The organism is Phenylobacterium sp., assembly GCF_965229015.1.
GTDB lineage: Bacteria > Pseudomonadota > Alphaproteobacteria > Caulobacterales > Caulobacteraceae > Phenylobacterium.
The window spans coordinates 545,464-562,903 of sequence record NZ_CBDDIM010000001.1 but is presented as its reverse complement, the minus strand read 5'-3'; the positions used below and the strand labels follow the sequence as shown (position 1 = coordinate 562,903).

At 70.1% G+C, this 17,440-nt stretch carries 19 protein-coding genes; 12 read left to right on the top strand and 7 right to left on the bottom strand.

What is annotated here, in order from left to right:
• Window position 1 precedes the first annotated feature (1 nt).
• Complete coding sequence (locus ACO06I_RS02765) at window positions 2-400, top strand: DoxX family protein (RefSeq protein WP_421931100.1); 399 nt, start codon at window positions 2-4, stop codon at window positions 398-400.
• Window positions 401-500: 100 nt separating this feature from the next.
• Window positions 501-848, top strand: a complete 348-nt coding sequence (locus ACO06I_RS02760; RefSeq protein ID WP_421931099.1) for a YciI family protein — start codon at window positions 501-503, stop codon at window positions 846-848.
• Between the two features lie 3 nt (window positions 849-851).
• Here the strand turns inward: ACO06I_RS02760 and ACO06I_RS02755 are convergent, their stop codons facing one another.
• The gene (locus ACO06I_RS02755) at window positions 852-1,796 is read right to left on the bottom strand and encodes a DUF808 domain-containing protein (protein WP_421931098.1); all 945 of its coding nucleotides are present in this window, start codon (window positions 1,794-1,796) and stop codon (window positions 852-854) included.
• A 161-nt stretch (window positions 1,797-1,957) separates the two neighbouring features.
• On the opposite strand from ACO06I_RS02755, the gene ACO06I_RS02750 reads away from it, so the two are divergent.
• From ACO06I_RS02750 to ACO06I_RS02740, 3 genes are all read left to right on the top strand, one after another.
• Window positions 1,958-2,374, top strand: coding sequence for a hypothetical protein (locus tag ACO06I_RS02750; RefSeq protein WP_421931097.1), 417 nt, complete (start codon window positions 1,958-1,960; stop codon window positions 2,372-2,374).
• 61 nt (window positions 2,375-2,435) lie between these two features.
• A complete protein-coding gene (locus tag ACO06I_RS02745) occupies window positions 2,436-3,470 on the top strand; it encodes a glycosyltransferase (RefSeq protein ID WP_421931096.1) in 1,035 nt (344 codons plus the stop codon).
• Window positions 3,471-3,478: 8 nt separating this feature from the next.
• The gene (locus tag ACO06I_RS02740) at window positions 3,479-4,030 is read left to right on the top strand and encodes a hypothetical protein (RefSeq protein WP_421931095.1); all 552 of its coding nucleotides are present in this window, start codon (window positions 3,479-3,481) and stop codon (window positions 4,028-4,030) included.
• Here the strand turns inward: ACO06I_RS02740 and ACO06I_RS02735 are convergent.
• Window positions 4,004-4,438 (bottom strand): GNAT family N-acetyltransferase, encoded by a 435-nt coding sequence (locus ACO06I_RS02735; RefSeq protein WP_421931094.1) that lies wholly within the window; start codon window positions 4,436-4,438, stop codon window positions 4,004-4,006. The two genes, ACO06I_RS02740 and ACO06I_RS02735, sit on opposite strands and share 27 nt — an antisense overlap.
• 194 nt (window positions 4,439-4,632) lie before the next feature.
• Between ACO06I_RS02735 and ACO06I_RS02730 the strand changes: the two genes are divergently transcribed.
• Complete coding sequence (locus ACO06I_RS02730) at window positions 4,633-5,307, top strand: DsbA family oxidoreductase (RefSeq protein ID WP_421931093.1); 675 nt, start codon at window positions 4,633-4,635, stop codon at window positions 5,305-5,307.
• A 7-nt stretch (window positions 5,308-5,314) separates the two neighbouring features.
• On the opposite strand, the gene ACO06I_RS02725 is transcribed toward ACO06I_RS02730, so the two are convergent.
• The 3 genes from ACO06I_RS02725 to ACO06I_RS02715 form a co-directional block, all read right to left on the bottom strand.
• Window positions 5,315-6,979, bottom strand: coding sequence for a class I adenylate-forming enzyme family protein (locus ACO06I_RS02725; protein WP_421931092.1), 1,665 nt, complete (start codon window positions 6,977-6,979; stop codon window positions 5,315-5,317).
• A 353-nt stretch (window positions 6,980-7,332) separates the two neighbouring features.
• Entirely contained in the window at window positions 7,333-8,259 is a 927-nt protein-coding gene (locus ACO06I_RS02720) for an HNH endonuclease (protein ID WP_421931091.1), read from the bottom strand.
• A 41-nt stretch (window positions 8,260-8,300) separates the two neighbouring features.
• Window positions 8,301-8,810 (bottom strand): hypothetical protein, encoded by a 510-nt coding sequence (locus tag ACO06I_RS02715; RefSeq protein ID WP_421931090.1) that lies wholly within the window; start codon window positions 8,808-8,810, stop codon window positions 8,301-8,303.
• A 159-nt stretch (window positions 8,811-8,969) separates the two neighbouring features.
• Between ACO06I_RS02715 and ACO06I_RS02710 the strand changes: the two genes are divergently transcribed.
• Genes ACO06I_RS02710 through ACO06I_RS02695 form a run of 4 tightly spaced genes read left to right on the top strand, consistent with a single transcriptional unit; the run spans window position 8,970 to window position 11,904 of the window.
• Window positions 8,970-9,182 carry a hypothetical protein gene (locus ACO06I_RS02710; protein ID WP_421931089.1) on the top strand — a complete coding sequence of 71 codons (213 nt, stop codon included), beginning with the start codon at window positions 8,970-8,972 and terminating at the stop codon, window positions 9,180-9,182.
• Window positions 9,175-10,320 carry a DNA cytosine methyltransferase gene (locus ACO06I_RS02705; RefSeq protein ID WP_421931088.1) on the top strand — a complete coding sequence of 382 codons (1,146 nt, stop codon included), beginning with the start codon at window positions 9,175-9,177 and terminating at the stop codon, window positions 10,318-10,320. The genes ACO06I_RS02710 and ACO06I_RS02705 overlap by 8 nt, the downstream gene beginning before the upstream one ends.
• Window positions 10,317-11,174, top strand: a complete 858-nt coding sequence (locus ACO06I_RS02700; RefSeq protein WP_421931087.1) for a hypothetical protein — start codon at window positions 10,317-10,319, stop codon at window positions 11,172-11,174. Before ACO06I_RS02705 ends, ACO06I_RS02700 begins: the two co-directional genes overlap by 4 nt.
• Complete coding sequence (locus ACO06I_RS02695; RefSeq protein ID WP_421931086.1) at window positions 11,167-11,904, top strand: GIY-YIG nuclease family protein; 738 nt, start codon at window positions 11,167-11,169, stop codon at window positions 11,902-11,904. Before ACO06I_RS02700 ends, ACO06I_RS02695 begins: the two co-directional genes overlap by 8 nt.
• A 115-nt stretch (window positions 11,905-12,019) precedes the next feature.
• Here ACO06I_RS02695 and ACO06I_RS02690 read toward each other — a convergent pair whose 3' ends face one another.
• Window positions 12,020-13,087: a LacI family DNA-binding transcriptional regulator gene (locus tag ACO06I_RS02690; protein WP_421931085.1), complete on the bottom strand. Its 1,068-nt coding sequence runs from the start codon at window positions 13,085-13,087 to the stop codon at window positions 12,020-12,022.
• Window positions 13,088-13,188: 101 nt separating this feature from the next.
• Between ACO06I_RS02690 and ACO06I_RS02685 the strand changes: the two genes are divergently transcribed.
• Together ACO06I_RS02685 and ACO06I_RS02680 are read left to right on the top strand one after the other, a co-directional pair.
• Complete coding sequence (locus ACO06I_RS02685) at window positions 13,189-14,661, top strand: UxaA family hydrolase (protein ID WP_421931084.1); 1,473 nt, start codon at window positions 13,189-13,191, stop codon at window positions 14,659-14,661.
• 11 nt (window positions 14,662-14,672) lie between these two features.
• On the top strand, window positions 14,673-16,046 hold the full coding sequence (locus ACO06I_RS02680; protein WP_421931083.1) for a mannitol dehydrogenase family protein: 1,374 nt from the start codon (window positions 14,673-14,675) through the stop codon (window positions 16,044-16,046).
• Here the strand turns inward: ACO06I_RS02680 and ACO06I_RS02675 are convergent.
• A complete protein-coding gene (locus ACO06I_RS02675) occupies window positions 16,043-17,371 on the bottom strand; it encodes a pectate lyase family protein (protein ID WP_421931082.1) in 1,329 nt (442 codons plus the stop codon). The two genes, ACO06I_RS02680 and ACO06I_RS02675, sit on opposite strands and share 4 nt — an antisense overlap.
• Window positions 17,372-17,440: the final 69 nt, after the last annotated feature.

Below are 17,440 nucleotides of genomic sequence, written 5' to 3'. Positions count from 1 at the left end.
CATGTCCGCTGAAACCACCTCGAAAGCCATGGTGTGGACCGGCCGGGTCCTCACCGGCCTGTTCGCCGCCTTCATGGTGATGGACACCGGGATCAAGCTGGTCCGCCTGCCCGTGGTGGCCCAGACCCTGACGCAACTCGGCTATCCGCCGGAGCAGGGTCTGGCCATCGGGATCATCGAGGCGGTCTGCCTGGCCCTCTATCTCTGGCCGCGCACGGCAGTCCTGGGCGCCATCCTCTTCACCGCGGTGATGGGCGGGGCCATCGCCAGCCACATGCGGCTGAACGACCCCCTGGTCAGCCACACCCTGTTCGGCGTCTGGCTCGGTCTCGTGATGTGGGGCGGCCTGTGGCTGCGCGACGCACGGTTGCGGACGATGATCCCCCTGCGCCGCCCCTAGGAGAACCTCGTCCCAGGCGCCCGACCTGTCGATTTCGCGGCGCCTGGTTCGTCGTTGTGGCGAGGCCGGCCTGTCGCCGCCTCAGAGGAGGACCCGTCCCATGCCCCGCTACCTGCTCACCATCTACCAGCCCGACGGCCCGGCCCCGCCGCCGGAGCGGCTCGGCCCGATCATGGCCGACCTGGCCCAGGTCAATGCCGACCTGCGCGCCGCCGGAGGCTGGGTCTTCGCCGCCGGCCTGACGCCGGGCGCCCCGGCCCACGTGCTGCGGCTCACCGACGGCCAGGTCCAGATGACCGACGGCCCCTTCGTGGAGGCCAAGGAGCATGTGGGCGGCTTCACGGTGATCGAGGCGGCCGACCTCGAGGCCGCCCTCGCCTGGGGCGCCCGCTTCGCCAAGGCCATCACCCTGCCCATCGAGGTTCGCCCCCTGCAGGCGAACGGCTGAGCCTCAGTGGGCCTTGGCGGGCCCGATCTTGTGGACCAGGTGCAGGACGCCGACGATCACCGCGCCCACCGCCAGGCCCACCAGGGCCGAGCCCGCCGCGAAGCCGATCCAGCCGGTGATCTCGCCGACCCCCGGGACCTGACCCGCCCAGTGCGACAGGCCCTCCACCAGGTGCGGGATGGCGTTCCAGCCGAAGTGCTCCAGGCCGTGCACCAGGATGCCGCCCCCGACCCACAGCATGGCCGCCGTGCCGATGGTGGACAGGCCGGCCAGGACCGGCGGCATGGCCCGCACCAGGCCGCGCCCCAGGGCCCTCGCCGCCCGGGTGCGCCGCTGGGCCAGGTGCAGGCCGATATCGTCCATCTTCACCAGCAGGCCCACCACCCCATAGACTCCGATGGTCAGCAGCAGGCCCACGAGGGCCAGGGCCGCGGCCTGGATGGCCAGCGGCCGGGCGGCGACGTCGGCCAGGGCGATGAACATGATCTCCGCCGACAGGATCAGGTCGGTGCGGATGGCGCCGGCCACCTTCTCCGCCTCCAGCTCCGTGGAGGAGAGCGCCAGGTCGTCCTCGTCGTCCCCGGCCTCGTGCGGCAGGAAGACCTCGAGGATCTTCTCGCTGGCCTCGAAGGTCAGGTAGGAGCCGCCCAGCATCAGCAACGGCGTCACCAGCCACGGCGCGAAGGCGCTGAGCGCCAGGGCGCCGGGCAACAGGAACAGGAACTTGTTGCGCAGGGAGCCCATCGCGATCTTCCAGACGATGGGCAGCTCGCGGTCGGGGGTGAAGCCCATGGCGTAGCCCGGCGTCACCGCGGCGTCGTCCACCACCACCCCCACGGCCTTGGACCCGGCCTTGCCCGCCGCGCCGGCCACATCGTCCACGGAAGCCGCGGCGATCTTGGCGATCCCCGCCACGTCGTCCAGCAGCGCGGCCAGGCCGGAAGCCATCAGTCAGTCCCTCGAGAGTCGGTCCGCCTCAAATCGGTGAAAACGCCGAAGGCTCCAAGCGGAAACTCGGCCTCCCTCGCCCGGCCATGACCTGGCGGGTAATGGCGCGGCCTCCCCCCGCGCCCTAGTCTCGCGCCAGGATGAAGACGGGAGGGAACCCCATGACACGCTTCTGGCGGACCTGGATGACGGGATGGTGTTGGGGCGTCGCCCTGTTCGGCCTGGTGCTGGCCGGGGCGGGGCTGGAGGCCACCAGCGGCCCTACCCGCCTGATCTTCGGCCTGCTGGACGGTCCCGAGGCCCTGGAGCTCAACGCCCAGATGCGGTTCAGCGTCGCCCTGATGGGCGCCGTCACCCTGGGCTGGGCGCTCACCCTGCTGGCGGCCATCGGCGCGGCGCACCAGCTTGGCGAGCGCGCCCGGACCACCTGGCGCGGGATCACCGCCAGCCTGCTGGTCTGGTACGTCCTCGACAGCAGCCTGTCCGTCGCCACCGGCTTTGGCCTCAACGCGGTCTCCAACACCGTGATCTTCGCGGCCTTCCTGGTTCCGATCCTGCGCGGCGGGGTCCTGCGCTGACCCCGCCGTAAGCCCGGGTTAACCACAAGCCGCCAAGAGTCCCCGTCTCCCGGAGACTTCGATGACGCGCCTGGCCCTGGTGATGATCGCCCGCGACGAGGCCCACCGTATCGCCCGGGCCCTCGACAGCGCGCGGACCCACGTCGACCTGATGATCGTGCTGGACACCGGCTCGGTTGACGCCACCGTCGACGTCGCCCGGGCCTGCGGCGCCCAGGTCCACCACTTCGCCTGGGTCGACGACTTCGCCGCCGCCCGCAACGCCTCCCTGGACCTCTCGCCGGCCGACTGGAACCTGGTGCTGGACGCCGACGAGTGGATCGAGGCCGGCGCCGAGTGTCTGGCCGCGCCCCTGCCCCACGACGCCATGGGCTGGGTGCGCCGCGACAACCGCCTGGACCAGTCCGGCGCCGACACCTTGGCCCAGACCTGGATTCCCCGCCTGCTGCCCCGCGGCGTCCGCTACGAGGGCCGCATCCACGAACAGCCGATAGGCCCGGCCAAGGGCGTCCGCCTGCCCCTGACCCTGGGGCATGACGGCTTCACCGCCGAGAACCTGGCCCGCAAGGGCGACCGCAACGAGGTCCTGCTGATGGCCGAGCTGCGGGACCAGCCGGAGGACCCCTATCTCTGGTTCCAGCTCGCCAAGGAACTGCAGGTGCGCGGCCGCCCGCCCCAGGCGGCCTTGTGCTTCACCGAGTCCCTGCGCCTGGCCCCCGCCGACGTCCCCTGGCGCCACAGCCTGGTGGTCCGCGCCGTCACCGCCCTGAAGGAGGCCGGCCAGCTCGACGAGGCCCTGGAGCTGGTCCGCGCCGAGACCCCGGCCTGGACGCTCTCGCCGGACTTCCACTTCGCCGCCGGCGATCTCTATCTGGCCTGCGCCACCGCCGCCCCGGACCGGGCGGTGGGCGAGTTCCTGCCCCTCGCCGAGGCCGCCTGGAAGACCTGCCTGGAGATCGGCGAGCAGCCGCACCTGGACGGCGCCGTGCGCGGCCGCGGCGGCCACATGGCCGCCCACAACCTGGCGGCCCTGTACGAGACCTTCGGTCCCCCCGAGGCCGCGGCCAGGTACCGCCAACTCGCCGACGCCGGCTGAGGCCCGCCATGCTCGATCGGCGCTGCCTCTTCGTCCTGCCCCTGCTGGCCGCCGTGGCGACCCGCGCCTGGGCCGCGGCCGAGCCCGTCAAGATCGCCTTCGTCGATACCGGCAACACCGGCCGCAGCCTGATGGCCGAGACCCTGGCCCGGGCGCTCGCCGCGCGGCGGAACCTGCCCATCGCGGTGATCTCGCGGGGCCTCGACGTCGACCCCTTCGACGAGGCCCCGGAGCTCAATGCGCGCCGGCTGATGGCCGGGCGCGGCTTCGACGTCGCCGACCACCGCGCGCGGCGCCTGGAGGCCGCCGACGTCGCCCATGCCGACCTGATCCTGACCATGACCCCGGCCCACGCCGCCAAGGTCGTCGCCCTCTATCCGGAGGCGGGGTCCAAGACCTTCACCCTGGCCGCCTACGCCGCCGGGACCGACACCCCCATCCCGGACGCCTGGGGCAAGCCCATGGACGCCTATCGCGCGGTCCTGGCCCAGCTCGACCTCTACCTGCCGCCGGCCCTGGCCAGGGCGGTCCGGTCAGCCCCCCTTCCGCAGGGGTCTTGAGAAGCCGGTCTCCGCCGGGCTGAAGCCGGTGGCCTGGCAGAATTCCGCCAGGCCCTCGGCCTCCAGCGGGGCGGCCAGGACCAGGTCCCCGCAGCCGGCCATCCGCGCGGCCTGGGAGGCGGCCTTCAGCAGCAGCCGCCCGATCCCGCGCCGCCGGGCCTCGGGCGCCACCAGCAGGGCGCTCACCACCCCCTGGGGCCGGTCGGCCAGCAGGCCCTGACGCGCGTGCAGCACGATCAGCCCGCTGGGCGGCCCCCATTCGACCGCCAGCAACACCGTGGCCCGCTCGGCCCGCATCCGCTCCAGCCGCGCGGCCACCGCCGCGGGCGGCGCCCCCAGCAGTTCGGCGAGGCCCGGCGCGTCCACCGCGTCGGCGGCGCGAATCTCCAGTCCATGGCGGGTGGTCAAGCGTCTCTACCTCGGCGCCGGGCGGCGTCCCTGACCCTAGCCCGCCGCGCTGCGATCGGCGACAGGGGTTGCGCCCCCAGCCTTGGCGCCGGGGTGATCGAGATCATGCTGTCGCGGTATCGGGCCTGAGGCGGCCCCTGCCCCGCCGCCCCGGCTGGGCTATACCGGTAGCCCGGCCGCAGCGAGGAAGCCCCGTGACCCCCGTCCCCATCGTCTACTTCTCCGACGTCCTCTGCGTCTGGGCCTATATCGCGCAGCTGCGGATCGACGCCGTCCGCCGCGCCTTCGGCGACCAGGTGGTGTTCGAGCACCGCGTCTGCTCGGTGTTCGGCGACACCGCCCGCAAGATCCCCGCCGCCTGGGGCCAGGAAGGCGGCTACGAGGCCTTCAACGCCCACCTGCGCCACGCGGCCGCCGCCTTCCCCGAGGTGGAGCTGAACCCCGAGGTCTGGCTCACCGCGCGGCCGGCCTCCTCCTGGGGCGCCCACCTGTTCCTCAAGGCCGCGCAGCTGCACGAGGCGGCCGGCGGCGCCGCGCCAGGCCTGGCCGAACAGCTGGACCGCGCCCTGCGCCGCGCCTTCTTCGTTGAGGCCCGCGACATCGCCCGCCGCGAGGTCCAGGACGAGGTGGCCGCCGGGCTCGGCCTCGACCTCCCCCGCATCGGGGCCGCGATCGCCGACGGCCGCGCCTTCGCCGCCCTGGCCAGCGACCACCAGGACGCCGAGGCCATGCGCATCCAGGGCAGCCCCAGCTTCGTGCTCAATGACGGCCGCCAGAAGCTCTACGGCAATGTCGGCTTCCGCATCCTGGAGGCCAATATCCAGGAGCTGCTGCGGGCCCCCACCCCCACCCAGGCGAGCTGGTGCTAGGGGCGCCCTAGGCCCAGCGCTGCGCCGCCTCGTCCCGCAGCTGGCGCTTGAGGATCTTGCCCGAGGCGATGCGCGGCAGCGGCTCGCTGGCGAAGTGGAAGTAGCGGGGGATCTCGAACCGGGCCAGGCGCGGCGCCAGGAAGGCCCGCAGCTCGCCCTCGTCGATGGGGCTGCGCGCATAGATCGTCGCCCCCACCTCCTCCCCCAGCCGGTCGTCTGGCACGCCATAGACGCTGGCCTCGATCACCTCGGGGTGCTCCAGCAGGGCCGCCTCCACCGCCCCGCAGCCGATGTTCTCCCCGCCGCGGATCACCAGGTCCTTGATGCGGTCGACGATGTAGACGAAGCCGTCCTCGTCCACATAGGCCACGTCCCCGGTGCGCATCCAGCCGTCGACGAAGGTCTCGGCGTTGGCCTCGGGCCGGTTCCAGTAGCCGCGCATGATCGAGGCGCCGCGGATCTGCAGCTCGCCCCGCGTTCCCGCCGGCTGCTCCACCCCGGCCTCGTCGACGATGCGGATGTCCAGCACCCCCGACACCCGCCCCGAGCTGGCCGGATGGGCCAGGTAGTCGGCGCCGGCGATACTGGTGCCGATGGCGTTGGTCTCGGTCATGCCCCAGCCGGTGTTGGGCGCGGCGTTGGGGAAGGCCCTGTCGATGGCGCGCACCTGTTCCGGCGCACGGCTCGCCCCGCCCCCGCCCACGGCGATCAGGGAACTCAGGTCGCGCCCCTCGCGCCGGGCGATCTCCACCAGGTCGCCGGTCACCGCCGGCGGACCGTTGAAGCCGGTGATCCTCTCGCGCTCGATGATCTCCACGGCCTGGGCCGGGTCCCACTTGTACATGCAGACCAGCCGGCGCTGGGCCCGGAAGCTCTGCAGCAGGCTGACGTGCAGGCCCGAGACGTGGAACAGCGGGATCGACAAGAGCGCCGCCGGCTGCGGCCCGCCGGCCACCGGCGCGAACCCCGCCAGCATGCCCGCCTGGGCGTCCAGCTCCCAGGACAGCAGGGCGCTCATGATGTTGCGGTGGGTGGAGACCGCCCCCTTGGGATGGCCCGTCGAACCGGAGGTGTAGAGCATGATGGCGTCGTCGTCGGGCCCGACCTCGCGGGCCGGCGGCGCCTCGGGCGCCCCGGCCATCACCGCATCGAAGCCGCGCACGCCGGGCGCCAGGGCCTTGGCCGCCCGCACCGCGATCACCGCCAGGTCCTTGGGCGCGTCCTCGCAGGCCGCCAGCCGGTCCAGCCGCTCCTGGTCGGCCAGCAGCAGCTTGGCGCCGGAGTCCTTCAGGCCGTATTCCATCTCGTGCGGCTGCCACAGCGCGTTCATCGCCACCGCGATCGCCCCGATCGAGGTGGCCGCCATGAAGCCGAGGATCCATTCGGGATAGTTGCGCAGCGAGAGGGCGACCCGGTCGCCCTTGCCCACCCCATAGTCGGCCACCATGGCCGCCGCCAGCCGCTGCGACCGCGCCCAGGCCTCTTCGAAGCTCAGCCGCTCGTCCTCATAGACGATGAAGGGCAGGTCGCTGCGCCCGGCCTCGAACAGGGCCCGCAGATTGACCGGCGCGTTCCTGAACGCCCGCACCTTGCGCCCCAGGGCCTCGATCTCCCCCAGCTCATAGGGCAGCCCCGGTCCGGTCAGCTGCGCCAGCGCCTCGATCCTGTTCACGTGTCTCTCATCCCCAACCGCCGGACTTAGCGCCAGGCTGACGGGGCGTTAGGCGCCAGAGTTCGGCGGCGATGTCCAGCCACCCCGCCGCGATCCCGCCCCCCGCTCATCCCGGCGAAGGCCGGGACCCAGATTCATCCCCGGCGGCGGGACAATGGGCGAGAGTTCCCCGTTGGAAGCACCAGGACCTGAGCGAGGCGAATTTCATGCACTGTCACCGTAATTCCAGGCGCGGCGAGCAGGGGTCGGCTTTGCGCCAGGAACGGAAGTTGGTCTCATGCCGGAAAGCAGACCTTCGGCATGACGACGAGTTTGCTATCGCCCCATCGCTGGCACAACGCACTGTGCGTTCATTACGCCGCCGCCTTGAACCGCTCGAACCTAAGCGCCAGACGGTCCCGATCCGGGCAGTCCTGCGTGCGGTTTGGAAGGCGCAGCAAGCCGCCATCCAGTCCCTTGATAGCCTCCAGCACAGGCCCGTCGTTCTGGGCTAGAAGCCGTTCCGACACATGCAGCCGGTAGTCAGGGTCAATCCCGATCAGATGCGCGTCAAACGCCGCATGATGGATCTTCGACAGCGGAATGCCATTGCGCACGACCGGCTGACCGAAGCGCTCATCCCGATCCTCGATGATATGGGCGGCGTCCAGCAACATGGGTTCGGGCAAGCCCGACAAGGCGCAACGTCCCCGATACGCCCCGATCACGGCCTCCCGGAAGGATGCCTGATGGAGCCGTTGCTTTACCGCCCGCAGGGCGTAGCGCCGCTCGACCTCGGTCTCAGGCGGCGCCAGCGTCCCGTGCCCGGGAAGACCGAAGGCGATCCGCGCGCGGCGTCCCGCCGCGTCCCAGCCCCCGATGAAGGCCGGCAAGATGGCTTGGTAGCGACCTGGCGCGATGCCCAGGAAGTAGATGATCGGCATGTTGTTCTCGAACGCTTCGCGCAGCCAGCGATTGTCGGCGGCGTCCGGGTTCTCGCCCATGAAGGCGTAGTCGACCATTTCGTCGCCGTCGAAGATCTGGCGGTGGACCTCGCGCTGATCGTCGTACCAGACGCGATTGCCTGACTTCGGGAACACCGTGTTGACCGACAAGAGGAAGCGCATCTGCGCTGGCTTGAAGATGCCGCGCCTTGGATTGACGAGCGGATAGCGCTGGCCGTCGACGTAAAAGCCTTCGCCCAGCTGTTGCGCAGTCAGGTGGTCGTGTACCTCGCAAAGGGACCTAACCCGCTCGAAAGCCGCAGCGCGCAGACGGGTGTCGAGATCCAGATCTGGCATTCCCCTCCCCGCGTCGCCGCCGACGGCGTCAGTCTACCGGATCAGCGCGTCGCGTCATGACGATTCAGAGCGACCTGGGCGAACCGGTGAAGGTCGAAGTCCGTCCGCCCATACAGGCGACCGATCCCCCCCTCGACCACGTCGACCCCGACGTTGGCCTCTTCGGCGATCGCGAGGACCTCGTCGGCCGCCGATGGCGGCAGGAAGAACGCGACATACGGGAACGCCGCGACGTGGTGCCCCCCGAAGCCGCCGGCGTTGCAGCTCGAGACCGGCGTGGCGCCCAAAGCCGAAAGCGCGAGTGTCGCGCCAATGACCCCCACGTCGAGCCCCCAGAGATCATCCTCGGGAAAATCGGCTTCCTCGCGTTCTACGTCGATGCGCTCCGCCTCGTCATCGAGGTCCGCTGCAGCCGCCAAACGCTCAAAGAGCTCGGCCTCCTTACGAAGCGCCGCCTCGAGCTGCGCCCAGTTGATGCCGCGAAGGTCGCGGTAGTGCTGGTTGCCCTCCAGCCCATCCTCTTCGCCGCGCTCGGCGTCCTCGTCGGACAAGACCCGCAGACTGCGAGGGTCGAGCACCCGGACGATCGGCTGAGAGTAGCTTCGCACAGCGACCGTCCCACGCCAGGAGACCGCTTGACGGAACGGCCAATGAGAACAAAATAGAAACTACGCTCGACGCGGCGCCGTCATGGCGCCACTCTGGCTCACATGATACCCGATTCGAAATCCTCGACCGTCCGCACGCTGGATCGCCTGAACCTCCGCCTTCCAGGCGAGACCTTCGAGGCGATCGATGCAGCCCGCCAGGCGCGTCCGGGCAACATCTCGCGTAACACTTGGATAACCGAGGCCGTCGAAGAAAAACTGGCCCGGGAACGTGAGCAGTGCGACTCGGAGAAAGCCGCAGACCAACATGCGTAGCTTCTACGAGTTCTTTGCCGGCGGCGGGATGGCGCGCGCAGGCCTTGGGGACGGATGGTCGTGCCTGTTCGCCAACGACTTCGACGCCAAGAAAGGCGAGACCTATCGCCTCAACTACCCGGCGGACGACGTTCTTAGGGTCGATGATGTTCGCAAAATCAAAGCCAAAGAGCTGCCGGGTCAGGCCGACCTGGTCTGGGGTTCGTTTCCCTGTCAGGACTTGTCGCTCGCCGGCGGTGGCGCTGGCCTGAAGGGTGAGCGGTCAGGGACGTTCTATCCCTTCTGGGACATCGTGAAGGGTCTGATCGCCGACGGCCGAGGGCCCAAGGTGATCGCGCTGGAAAACGTGCTGGGCACCCTGACCTCCCATAGCGGCAGGGACTTCGAGGCGATCTGCAAGACCTTTGCAGATGCCGGCTACCGATATGGCGCACTCGTCATCAACGCCGCGTTGTTCGTCCCGCAGTCCCGCCCCCGGTTATTCGTGATCGGTGTCCGCGCCGATGTGGCGGTCGACCCAGGCCTGCTCTCCCCGGGCCCTATCGCTCCCTTCCACACGCCCGCCCTGCAGCGCGCGTTCGAACGGGTGGAGAAGGCTGCGCTCAAGCACCGGATCTGGTGGAACGTTCCAGGTCCTGAACGTCGCAACGAGAATTTCGCGGATCTGATCGAGGAAAACCCGACCAGCGTCCGCTGGCATACGACGGCCGAGCGCGACCAGCTGATCGCGATGATGTCGCCCGTGAACCGGGCCAAGCTGGAGAAGGCGAAGACGGCCGGTCATCGGATGGTCGGCGGGATCTACAAGCGCACCCGTCTCGATGAGAACGGGGACAAGGTGCAGCGCGCCGAGGTGCGGTTCGATGACGTCGCCGGCTGCCTGCGCACTCCGGCCGGCGGATCAAGCCGGCAGGTGATCATCGTCGTAGATGGCCCGAAGGTTCGCACCCGGCTGATCTCATCGCGGGAGACAGCGCGGCTCATGGGCTTGGATGAGGACTACCAGCTTCCGAAGAATTATAACGAAGCCTACCACCTCACCGGGGATGGTGTGGCCGTCCACGTCGTGCGGCACCTAGCCCAGCACATCTTCGAGCCGCTCACCAAAGCTCCCATCCCCACGAAGGCTGCGGCATGACCGTCATCCCCTGCGAGCGGGACTCCATCCTCCGCGCGCAGATCGAGCGCTTCGTCGAGACCCTGAAGACCGAAGCCCATCGGTTGGGCGACCACGGCTTGTCCGAGAAGGACTTCTATGAATCGCCGATCCTGCGCGGTGCCATTGAGGTCATGCGGGGGGAATACTCGGCGAAGCTTGGTCCCAAGCGCGAGTTCGTGCAGCACATTCTCAATCACCTTGAAGACGGCGGCCATATCGCAGGATGGGAACGCGATGAGGGCCGCGCCCGCCACGACTACACTGTCCGACTGAACAGCGCGCGGGTCGCCGTTATCGACCTCAAGGGATGCCTCGACGGCAACAACACGACGATTTCCGAACGTCCAGCCGGGGCCGACGAATTCGTGGTCTGGAGCGTCTGCACCAACGTCGGAGCCGATCCGGAGCTGAATGCCTGGTCTGGTGTGCACACCCGCTTGGGGGCGGAGATGATCGCCCGCGGCCAGCGCGTAGACGGGGTGATCATCTGGGACTGGGTGTCCGGCTGTGCCGGTCGTCCCTGCCCGAAGCTCGGCGCCGACCCCATGGCGCGACGCACCGCGGTGGGGCCCTTTTCCCTACCGCCGCCATGCATCTATGTATTCCCCGCCCAGATCCCGAGCCAAGATGCGCCCATCGCGGAAGCGCAGGCGTTGGAGACGGTCGAGCTGCTGACCGCCTTCAACACCGCATTCGGCGGGCGTCCGCAGGAGGTCAATTTCGTCGACTTCGAGGTTGCGCAGCGCGACGGCGGAACGCGCCGCCGAACGATCGTTCGTCGCGATGGGGTACAGCAGCGGGCGTCCCGCATGACGCCGATCCGTCGTGCCTGACCAGCCCGCGCTGCTCCCGCGTAACCCCGATGCGGTCAACTTCCCGCCGTTCGAGACGGAGGACCTGCGCGCGAACCTGGTGCGGTTCCTCGACACGCCGTTCGATTGGCCGGCCGATCAACCAATGCTGGTCGGGAACTTCCGCTGGGGAGTGTACGCCTTCTTCGACTACGATGGCGAACCGATCTACGTGGGGCAGACCAACGAGCGGCTGCGAACGCGCATTCGACGCCACCTCACCAATCAACGGACCGACGCGGTGGCGATGTCGGTGCTGGACCCCTTCGAGGTGTTGGACATCGAAGTCTGGCCGCTTCCGCAGTTTCAGGATGCGCCGCGGTCGGATGCGGCGGCGCGCCAGCACCTGGACGCCCTCGAGCGCCTGATCACCGAGCAGGCGGTGCAAAATTCCCAGTTCAAGGCGATCCTGAATGAGAAGGATCCGCCTCCCGGATTGCTGTCGGTGAAGGCGCCACGCTCATCGCGCGGACGCATTGTGTCGGAACGGGTCTTCGAGCTTCGGTCGCATCCCGACTTCCGACTAGCGAGGCGCGCCCAAATCCTGTCGCGCCTGGCGCAGGTCATTTCGGAGCGGAAAGTTCAAGGCGGACTTCGCCGCGTGCTGCTGACCCAAGCCAAACGCCTGCAGTGGTTGGCATCGCGGCGCTACGAAGCGCTAGGCGGGGCCGCCTCCGTCGCGACCGAACATGAGGACGATGACGCCGGCTAAGTCTGACAACGCGATGCCAAGGTCTACTGAAACCCAGCTATCGCCACCCTGGTCTGACTTCGCTGCCGGAAGCGGGACTTCGGAATGACAGCTAGGAGCCCAAAGCAGCTCCCCCCTACCCCACCCTCCCCGTCGACTCCCGCACCACCAGCTGCGGCTGCACCTCGTGCGCGTCCGCCCGCTTCTCCCGCAGGGCGTTGGGCACCAGCATCTCGCCGGCGATCCGGCCCATGTCGCGCAGGGGCAGGCGCACCGAGGTCATGGGGGGCCAGAGGCGCACGGCGATGGGGGCGTCGTCATAGCCCACCACCGAGACGTCCTCGGGGATGCGCAGGCCGGCCTCGCGGGCGGCGGTGTAGACCCCGGTGGCCATCTCGTCATTGAGACAGAAGACCGCCGTGGGGCGGGCCTCCAGGGCGAAGAGCTCGTGGGCGGCGTTGACCCCGCTCTCATAGGTGTAGGCGCCGATCTTGGCGTAGTCCGGCGCCAGGTGAAGGCCGCGCTCGGCCAGGCCGGCCTCGAAGCCCTTCTTCCGCTCGATCGAGGAGCGGAAGGTGGGGGGGCCGGAGATCAGGGCGATGCGGGTGTGGCCGAGGTCGGCCAGGTGGCGGGCGGCCTCGGCGGCGCCCTTGCCGTCATGGCTCACCAGCATGCGGTCGGGTTCGTCCAGGGCGACGGAGCCGATCCGCACATAGGGGACGTCCAGCTCGCGCAGCAGGGCGGCCAGCTTCTCGTCCTCCGAGACCGGCGAGGGCAGGACCACGGCGAACAGCTTCTGGCGCTCCACGAAGTCGCGCATGTCGGCCAGCAGGCGGGGCGAGTGGCGGTCCACCGGGCGGACCACCAGCTCGAAGCCGGAGCCGGCCATGGCGTCCAGCAGGCCCTGCTGGTGGCTGATGGTGTGCTGGGGGTTGGGGTTGTCGTAGATCAGCCCCACCAGGAAGGAGCGGCGGAAGGCCAGGCCGCGGGCCTGGGGGTCGGGGACGTAGCCGGTCTCGCGCATGATGGCGAGCACCGCCTTGCGGGTCTCCTCCTTGACGAAGGGGCTCTCGTTGATGACCCGGCTGACGGTCTTCTTCGACACCCCGGCCAGGCGGGCGACGTCGTTGATGGTGTGCCGCTTGCGGGCCGGGTCGGCCTCGGCGGCGCGGGCCGTCTTCTCGGGGGGGTCGCCTGGCGCCAACGGGGTGTCCTCGACTCTGTCGCCCGTATGTAGCCCGCGCGCGGCGCCCGCGCCAAGCTGGCCCCTTGCGGTGGGCATGACACCGGTATCATGCTGACGCCATGCGCAGCCTGCTCCAGATCCATCCCGACGACGACGTGGCGGTCGCACTTGTCGGTCTTGGCGGTCAAAGTGTTGTCGGTGGTTGGCCGGTCGCGGCCGACATTCCCGCGGGCCACAAGCTGGCCGTCCGGGCGGTGAAGGCCGGCGACCCGGTGCGGAAATACGGCTGGCCCATCGGCCGGGCCCTTTGCGACATCGCGCCTGGCGACCACGTCCACAGCCACAACCTCGTCACGGGGCTCTCAGGGCTCGAGGACTACCGTTTTCTTCCCTCCGTGGCGGCCGACATGTCGGCGGGGCGCGGCGAGACCTTCGACGGCTACCTGCGCCCCGACGGCCGGGTGGGGACCCGCAACGAGATCTGGATCCTTTCCACCGTCGGTTGCGTGGCCCGCACCGCCCAGAAGATCGCGCAGGAGGCCAACCGCCGCTTCGCCGGCCGGGTCGACGGGGTGGTGGCGCTCACCCACCCCTTCGGCTGCTCCCAGCTCGGCGACGACTTGGCCGCGACCCGGTCCATCACCGCCGCCCTGGCCCGCCACCCCAACGCCGGCGGGGTGTTGATCGTCGGCCTGGGCTGCGAGAGCAACCAGCTCGCGCCCTTGCTGGCGGGGCTGGAGGGGATGGACCCGGCCCGCCTGAAGGCCTTCTCCGCCCAGCTCTCGGAGGACGAGATCGAGGAGGGCCTGGCGGCGGTCGAGGCCCTGGTGGCCGTGGCCGAGCGCGACGTGCGCCAACCCCGCCCGCTGTCGGACCTGGTGATCGGCCTGAAGTGCGGCGGCTCGGACGGCCTGTCGGGCCTGACCGCCAACCCCCTGGTGGGGCGCATCGCCGACAAGGTGACCGGCGCCGGCGGCACGGCCATCCTCACCGAGATTCCGGAGATCTTCGGCGCCGAACGGCTGCTGATGGCCCGCGCGGCCGACGAGACCGTGTTCGACGGCGTGGTCAAAGTCGTCAATGATTTCAAGACCTACTTCCTCTCCCACGGCGAGCCGATCAGCGAGAACCCCTCCCCCGGCAACCTGTCCGGCGGGGTCACCACCCTGGAGGAGAAGTCCCTGGGCGCGGTGCAGAAGGCCGGCCGCGGCCAGGTCACCCAGGTGCTGCGCTACGGCCAGCGCACCGACCGGGCCGGCGTCGTCCTGCTGGAGGCGCCGGGCAATGACGCGGTCTCCTCCACGGCGCTCACGGCGGCGGGCGCCACGGTGATCCTGTTCACCACCGGGCGCGGCACCCCGCTGGGCTTCCCCGCCCCCACCCTGAAGATCGCCACCAACTCCAGCCTGGCCCAGCGCAAGCCGCGCTGGATCGACTTCGACGCCGGGCCGCTCGCCAGCGGACTGTCCATGGAGGCGGCCGCCGAGGCCCTGATGGCCACGGTGCTGGCCACCGCCTCGGGCCGCCCCACCCGGGCCGAGGAGAACGGCGAGCGGGAGATCGCGCTGTGGAAGCGCGGGGTCACACTTTGAGACTGTCGGAGGTGACGCTTTCCCAGGTTGCTCAAGGGGTTGAAGTCCCAAGCTATGACCGCGCCGGGGCGCCGATCGGCGTCGTCCACTTCGGCCCCGGCGCCTTCCACCGCGCCCACCAGGCCTGGTATTTCGACAAGATGCTGGCGGCAGGCGCCGGCGCCTTCGCCGTGGCGGCGGTGTCGCTGCGCAGCGGCGGGGTCCGCGCGGCGCTCGCCCCCCAGGACGGCCTCTACGTCCTGGCCACCCGCGAGGCCCAGCCCAGCTTCCGGGTGATCGGGTCGATCAAGGCGGTGCTCACGGCGCCGGAGACCCCGGAGGCGGTGTTCGCCCAGCTGATGTCGGCCCGGCTGGTGACCGCCACGGTGACCGAGAAGGGCTATTGCCTGACGCCGGCCGGCGGCCTCGACCTGGCCCACCCCGACATCGTCCATGACCTGACCCGGCCGCCCTTCCCCGTCAGCCTGGTGGGCTGGCTGGCCCAGGGCCTGGCGCGGCGGCGGGACGCGGGGCTGGCCCCCTTCCTGACGCTCTCCTGCGACAACCTCCCCGACAACGGCGGCAAGCTGGGGCGGGCGGTCGCAGCCTTCGCCCGGGCCTCGGGGGACGACGCCCTGGCCGACTGGATCGCACGCGAGGCGGTGTTCCCCTGCAGCATGGTGGACTCCATCACGCCCGCCACCGACGACGCCCTGCGCGATCAGGTGGAGGCTGCCGTCGGCCTCTTCGACGCCTGGCCGGTGCAGCGGGAAGGCTTCCTCCAATGGGTGGTGGAGGATCGGCTCGGAGACCTGTCGCCCGCCTTCGCCGCCGCCGGCGTCACCCTGACCGCCGACGTCGCGGCCTTCGAGCGCGCCAAGCTGCGGCTGCTGAACGGGGCTCATTCGACCCTGGCCTATGTCGGCCTGCTGAAGGGCCACGAGACGGTGGCCCAGGCCATGGCCGACCGCGAGCTGGCGGCCTTTGTCGAGACCCTGATGGCCGACGACATCGCCCCCTCCCTCGACCCCGGCCCGGACCTCGACGTCCCGGCCTATATCGCCGCCATCCTGGCCCGCTTCCGCAACCCGGCCATCGTGCATCGGCTGTCGCAGATCGCCTGGGACGGCTCCCAGAAGCTGCCCGTCCGCATCCTGCAGACCACCGCCGACGCGCTCGCGGCCGGGCGTTCCGTGGCCCGTCTGGCCGTGCCGGTCGCCGCCTGGATGCGGTTCATCGAACGCCGGGCCAGCGGGGGCGGCGAGATCGTGGACCCCCTGGCCGGGGACCTGGCGCGCCGCAGGGGCGTGGCCGAATTCCTCGCCCTTTCAAGGGTCTTCCCGCGGGACCTCGCGGCCAACCCGGTCTGGCGTGGGGCGGTCGAGGCGGCCTATGCGGCCCTCTAGGTCCCCTTGGCCTTGGCGCTGGAGTCCAGCACCTCGGGCCGCCTGGGCGTCATGTCATCGAGGTTCCAGTCGGCCGGGTTGAAGGGCCGCGCCGTGGGCTTGGGGTGTGGGTAGCCGTGGAGAGCCTGCTCGGAATCGATGATCGTCCCGCGCCCCTCGGCCACGTCGGCCAGCAGCCGGACGTCGTCATAGTCCCGGTCCCAGGGCCGAGCGCCGGCGTTCGTCAGCACCGACTTCTGCACGTCCACGGCGGCCATCGGCTTGAAGCCCTGCGGCCAGGTCGGCGGCGTCTTGGTCTCGATGATCCTCGCCGGACCGGTGGTGTAACGGCCCAGCATGGGCAGGGGCCGGCCGATGCGGTCCACGGCGATATTGTCCCGGGCGTAGTACTCGACGTCCCCGTCGCCCCCGAGCTCGAAGAAGGCCACCTGGTCGGGGGTGGAGATGCCCGCCCGCATGGCGTTGCCCACGGCGACGATCTGGCCGGTCTGGTAGGGATGATCGCCCCACTCATTGGCCTGCAGATTGTAGTGCAGCACCCGCTGGCCCGGATCGAAGATCAGGTTGTTGGCCATCACCGCCCGCACCCCGCCCTTGAAGAGCGCGTTGCGCTCATAGTTGTGCGCGTAGAGGTTGCCGACGATCAGCAGATCGCTGGCGTTGTCGTGGATCAGGCTGCCCTTGGAATGCTCGATCTTGCCGTGGGTCGAATAGGCCAGGCTCTCGGCGATGATGTTGTTGGAATAGGTGATCCGGTGGCTGGTGGCCGCCCGCCAGTCGTCGGGGGTCTTGCCCACGAACCTCAGGCCGGAGACCGATAGGTTCTCATCCGTCGCCCAGGTGAAGGTGCAGTGGTCGACGATGACGTTGTAGGCCCCGCTGACCGTGGAGAAGGCGTCCTCCTCCCAACCGCTCTTCTTGGGCTGACCGGCCTCGCCGGGCCGCACGCGGATATGCTGCACGATCACGTCATGGGCCGAGACGTCCATGCCGCCGCGAATCAGGGTGACGCCCGGGGAAGGCGCGGTCTGGCCGGCGATGGTGAGGAAGGGCTCGTCCACCTTCAGGGTCCTGCGGTCGAGGTCGATGACCCCGCCCACCTCGAAGACAACGATGCGCGGCCCCTTGGCCTCCAGAGCCTCGCGGAGGGAGCCGGGCCCCTCGGAGGCCAGGGTGGTGACCTTGATGATCCGCCCGCCACGGCCGCCGGGCGTGGTGGCGGCCCAGCCCTGGGCGCCCGGGAAGGCCAGGGGCTCGGCGGCCTGCGCCGCGCCGGCCGCCAGCAGGATCGAAAACGCCGCGGCCGCGGCCAGACGGATGCCCATGGAAGCTCTCCCTGACGTCCCTGGAAATTGCACATTTGGGACTTGATTTGAAAATGACACCGGTTTCCT

Coding starts and splice junctions, on each gene's coding strand:
- ACO06I_RS02720 (WP_421931091.1), bottom strand. CDS start 8,259: ATGCCAGATCTGGATCTCGACACCCGTCTGCGCGCTGCGGCTTTCGAG.
- ACO06I_RS02710 (WP_421931089.1), top strand. CDS start 8,970: ATGATACCCGATTCGAAATCCTCGACCGTCCGCACGCTGGATCGCCTG.
- ACO06I_RS02740 (WP_421931095.1), top strand. CDS start 3,479: ATGCTCGATCGGCGCTGCCTCTTCGTCCTGCCCCTGCTGGCCGCCGTG.
- ACO06I_RS02705 (WP_421931088.1), top strand. CDS start 9,175: ATGCGTAGCTTCTACGAGTTCTTTGCCGGCGGCGGGATGGCGCGCGCA.
- ACO06I_RS02750 (WP_421931097.1), top strand. CDS start 1,958: ATGACACGCTTCTGGCGGACCTGGATGACGGGATGGTGTTGGGGCGTC.
- ACO06I_RS02765 (WP_421931100.1), top strand. CDS start 2: ATGTCCGCTGAAACCACCTCGAAAGCCATGGTGTGGACCGGCCGGGTC.
- ACO06I_RS02755 (WP_421931098.1), bottom strand. CDS start 1,796: ATGGCTTCCGGCCTGGCCGCGCTGCTGGACGACGTGGCGGGGATCGCC.
- ACO06I_RS02675 (WP_421931082.1), bottom strand. CDS start 17,371: ATGGGCATCCGTCTGGCCGCGGCCGCGGCGTTTTCGATCCTGCTGGCG.
- ACO06I_RS02760 (WP_421931099.1), top strand. CDS start 501: ATGCCCCGCTACCTGCTCACCATCTACCAGCCCGACGGCCCGGCCCCG.
- ACO06I_RS02685 (WP_421931084.1), top strand. CDS start 13,189: ATGCGCAGCCTGCTCCAGATCCATCCCGACGACGACGTGGCGGTCGCA.
- ACO06I_RS02745 (WP_421931096.1), top strand. CDS start 2,436: ATGACGCGCCTGGCCCTGGTGATGATCGCCCGCGACGAGGCCCACCGT.
- ACO06I_RS02700 (WP_421931087.1), top strand. CDS start 10,317: ATGACCGTCATCCCCTGCGAGCGGGACTCCATCCTCCGCGCGCAGATC.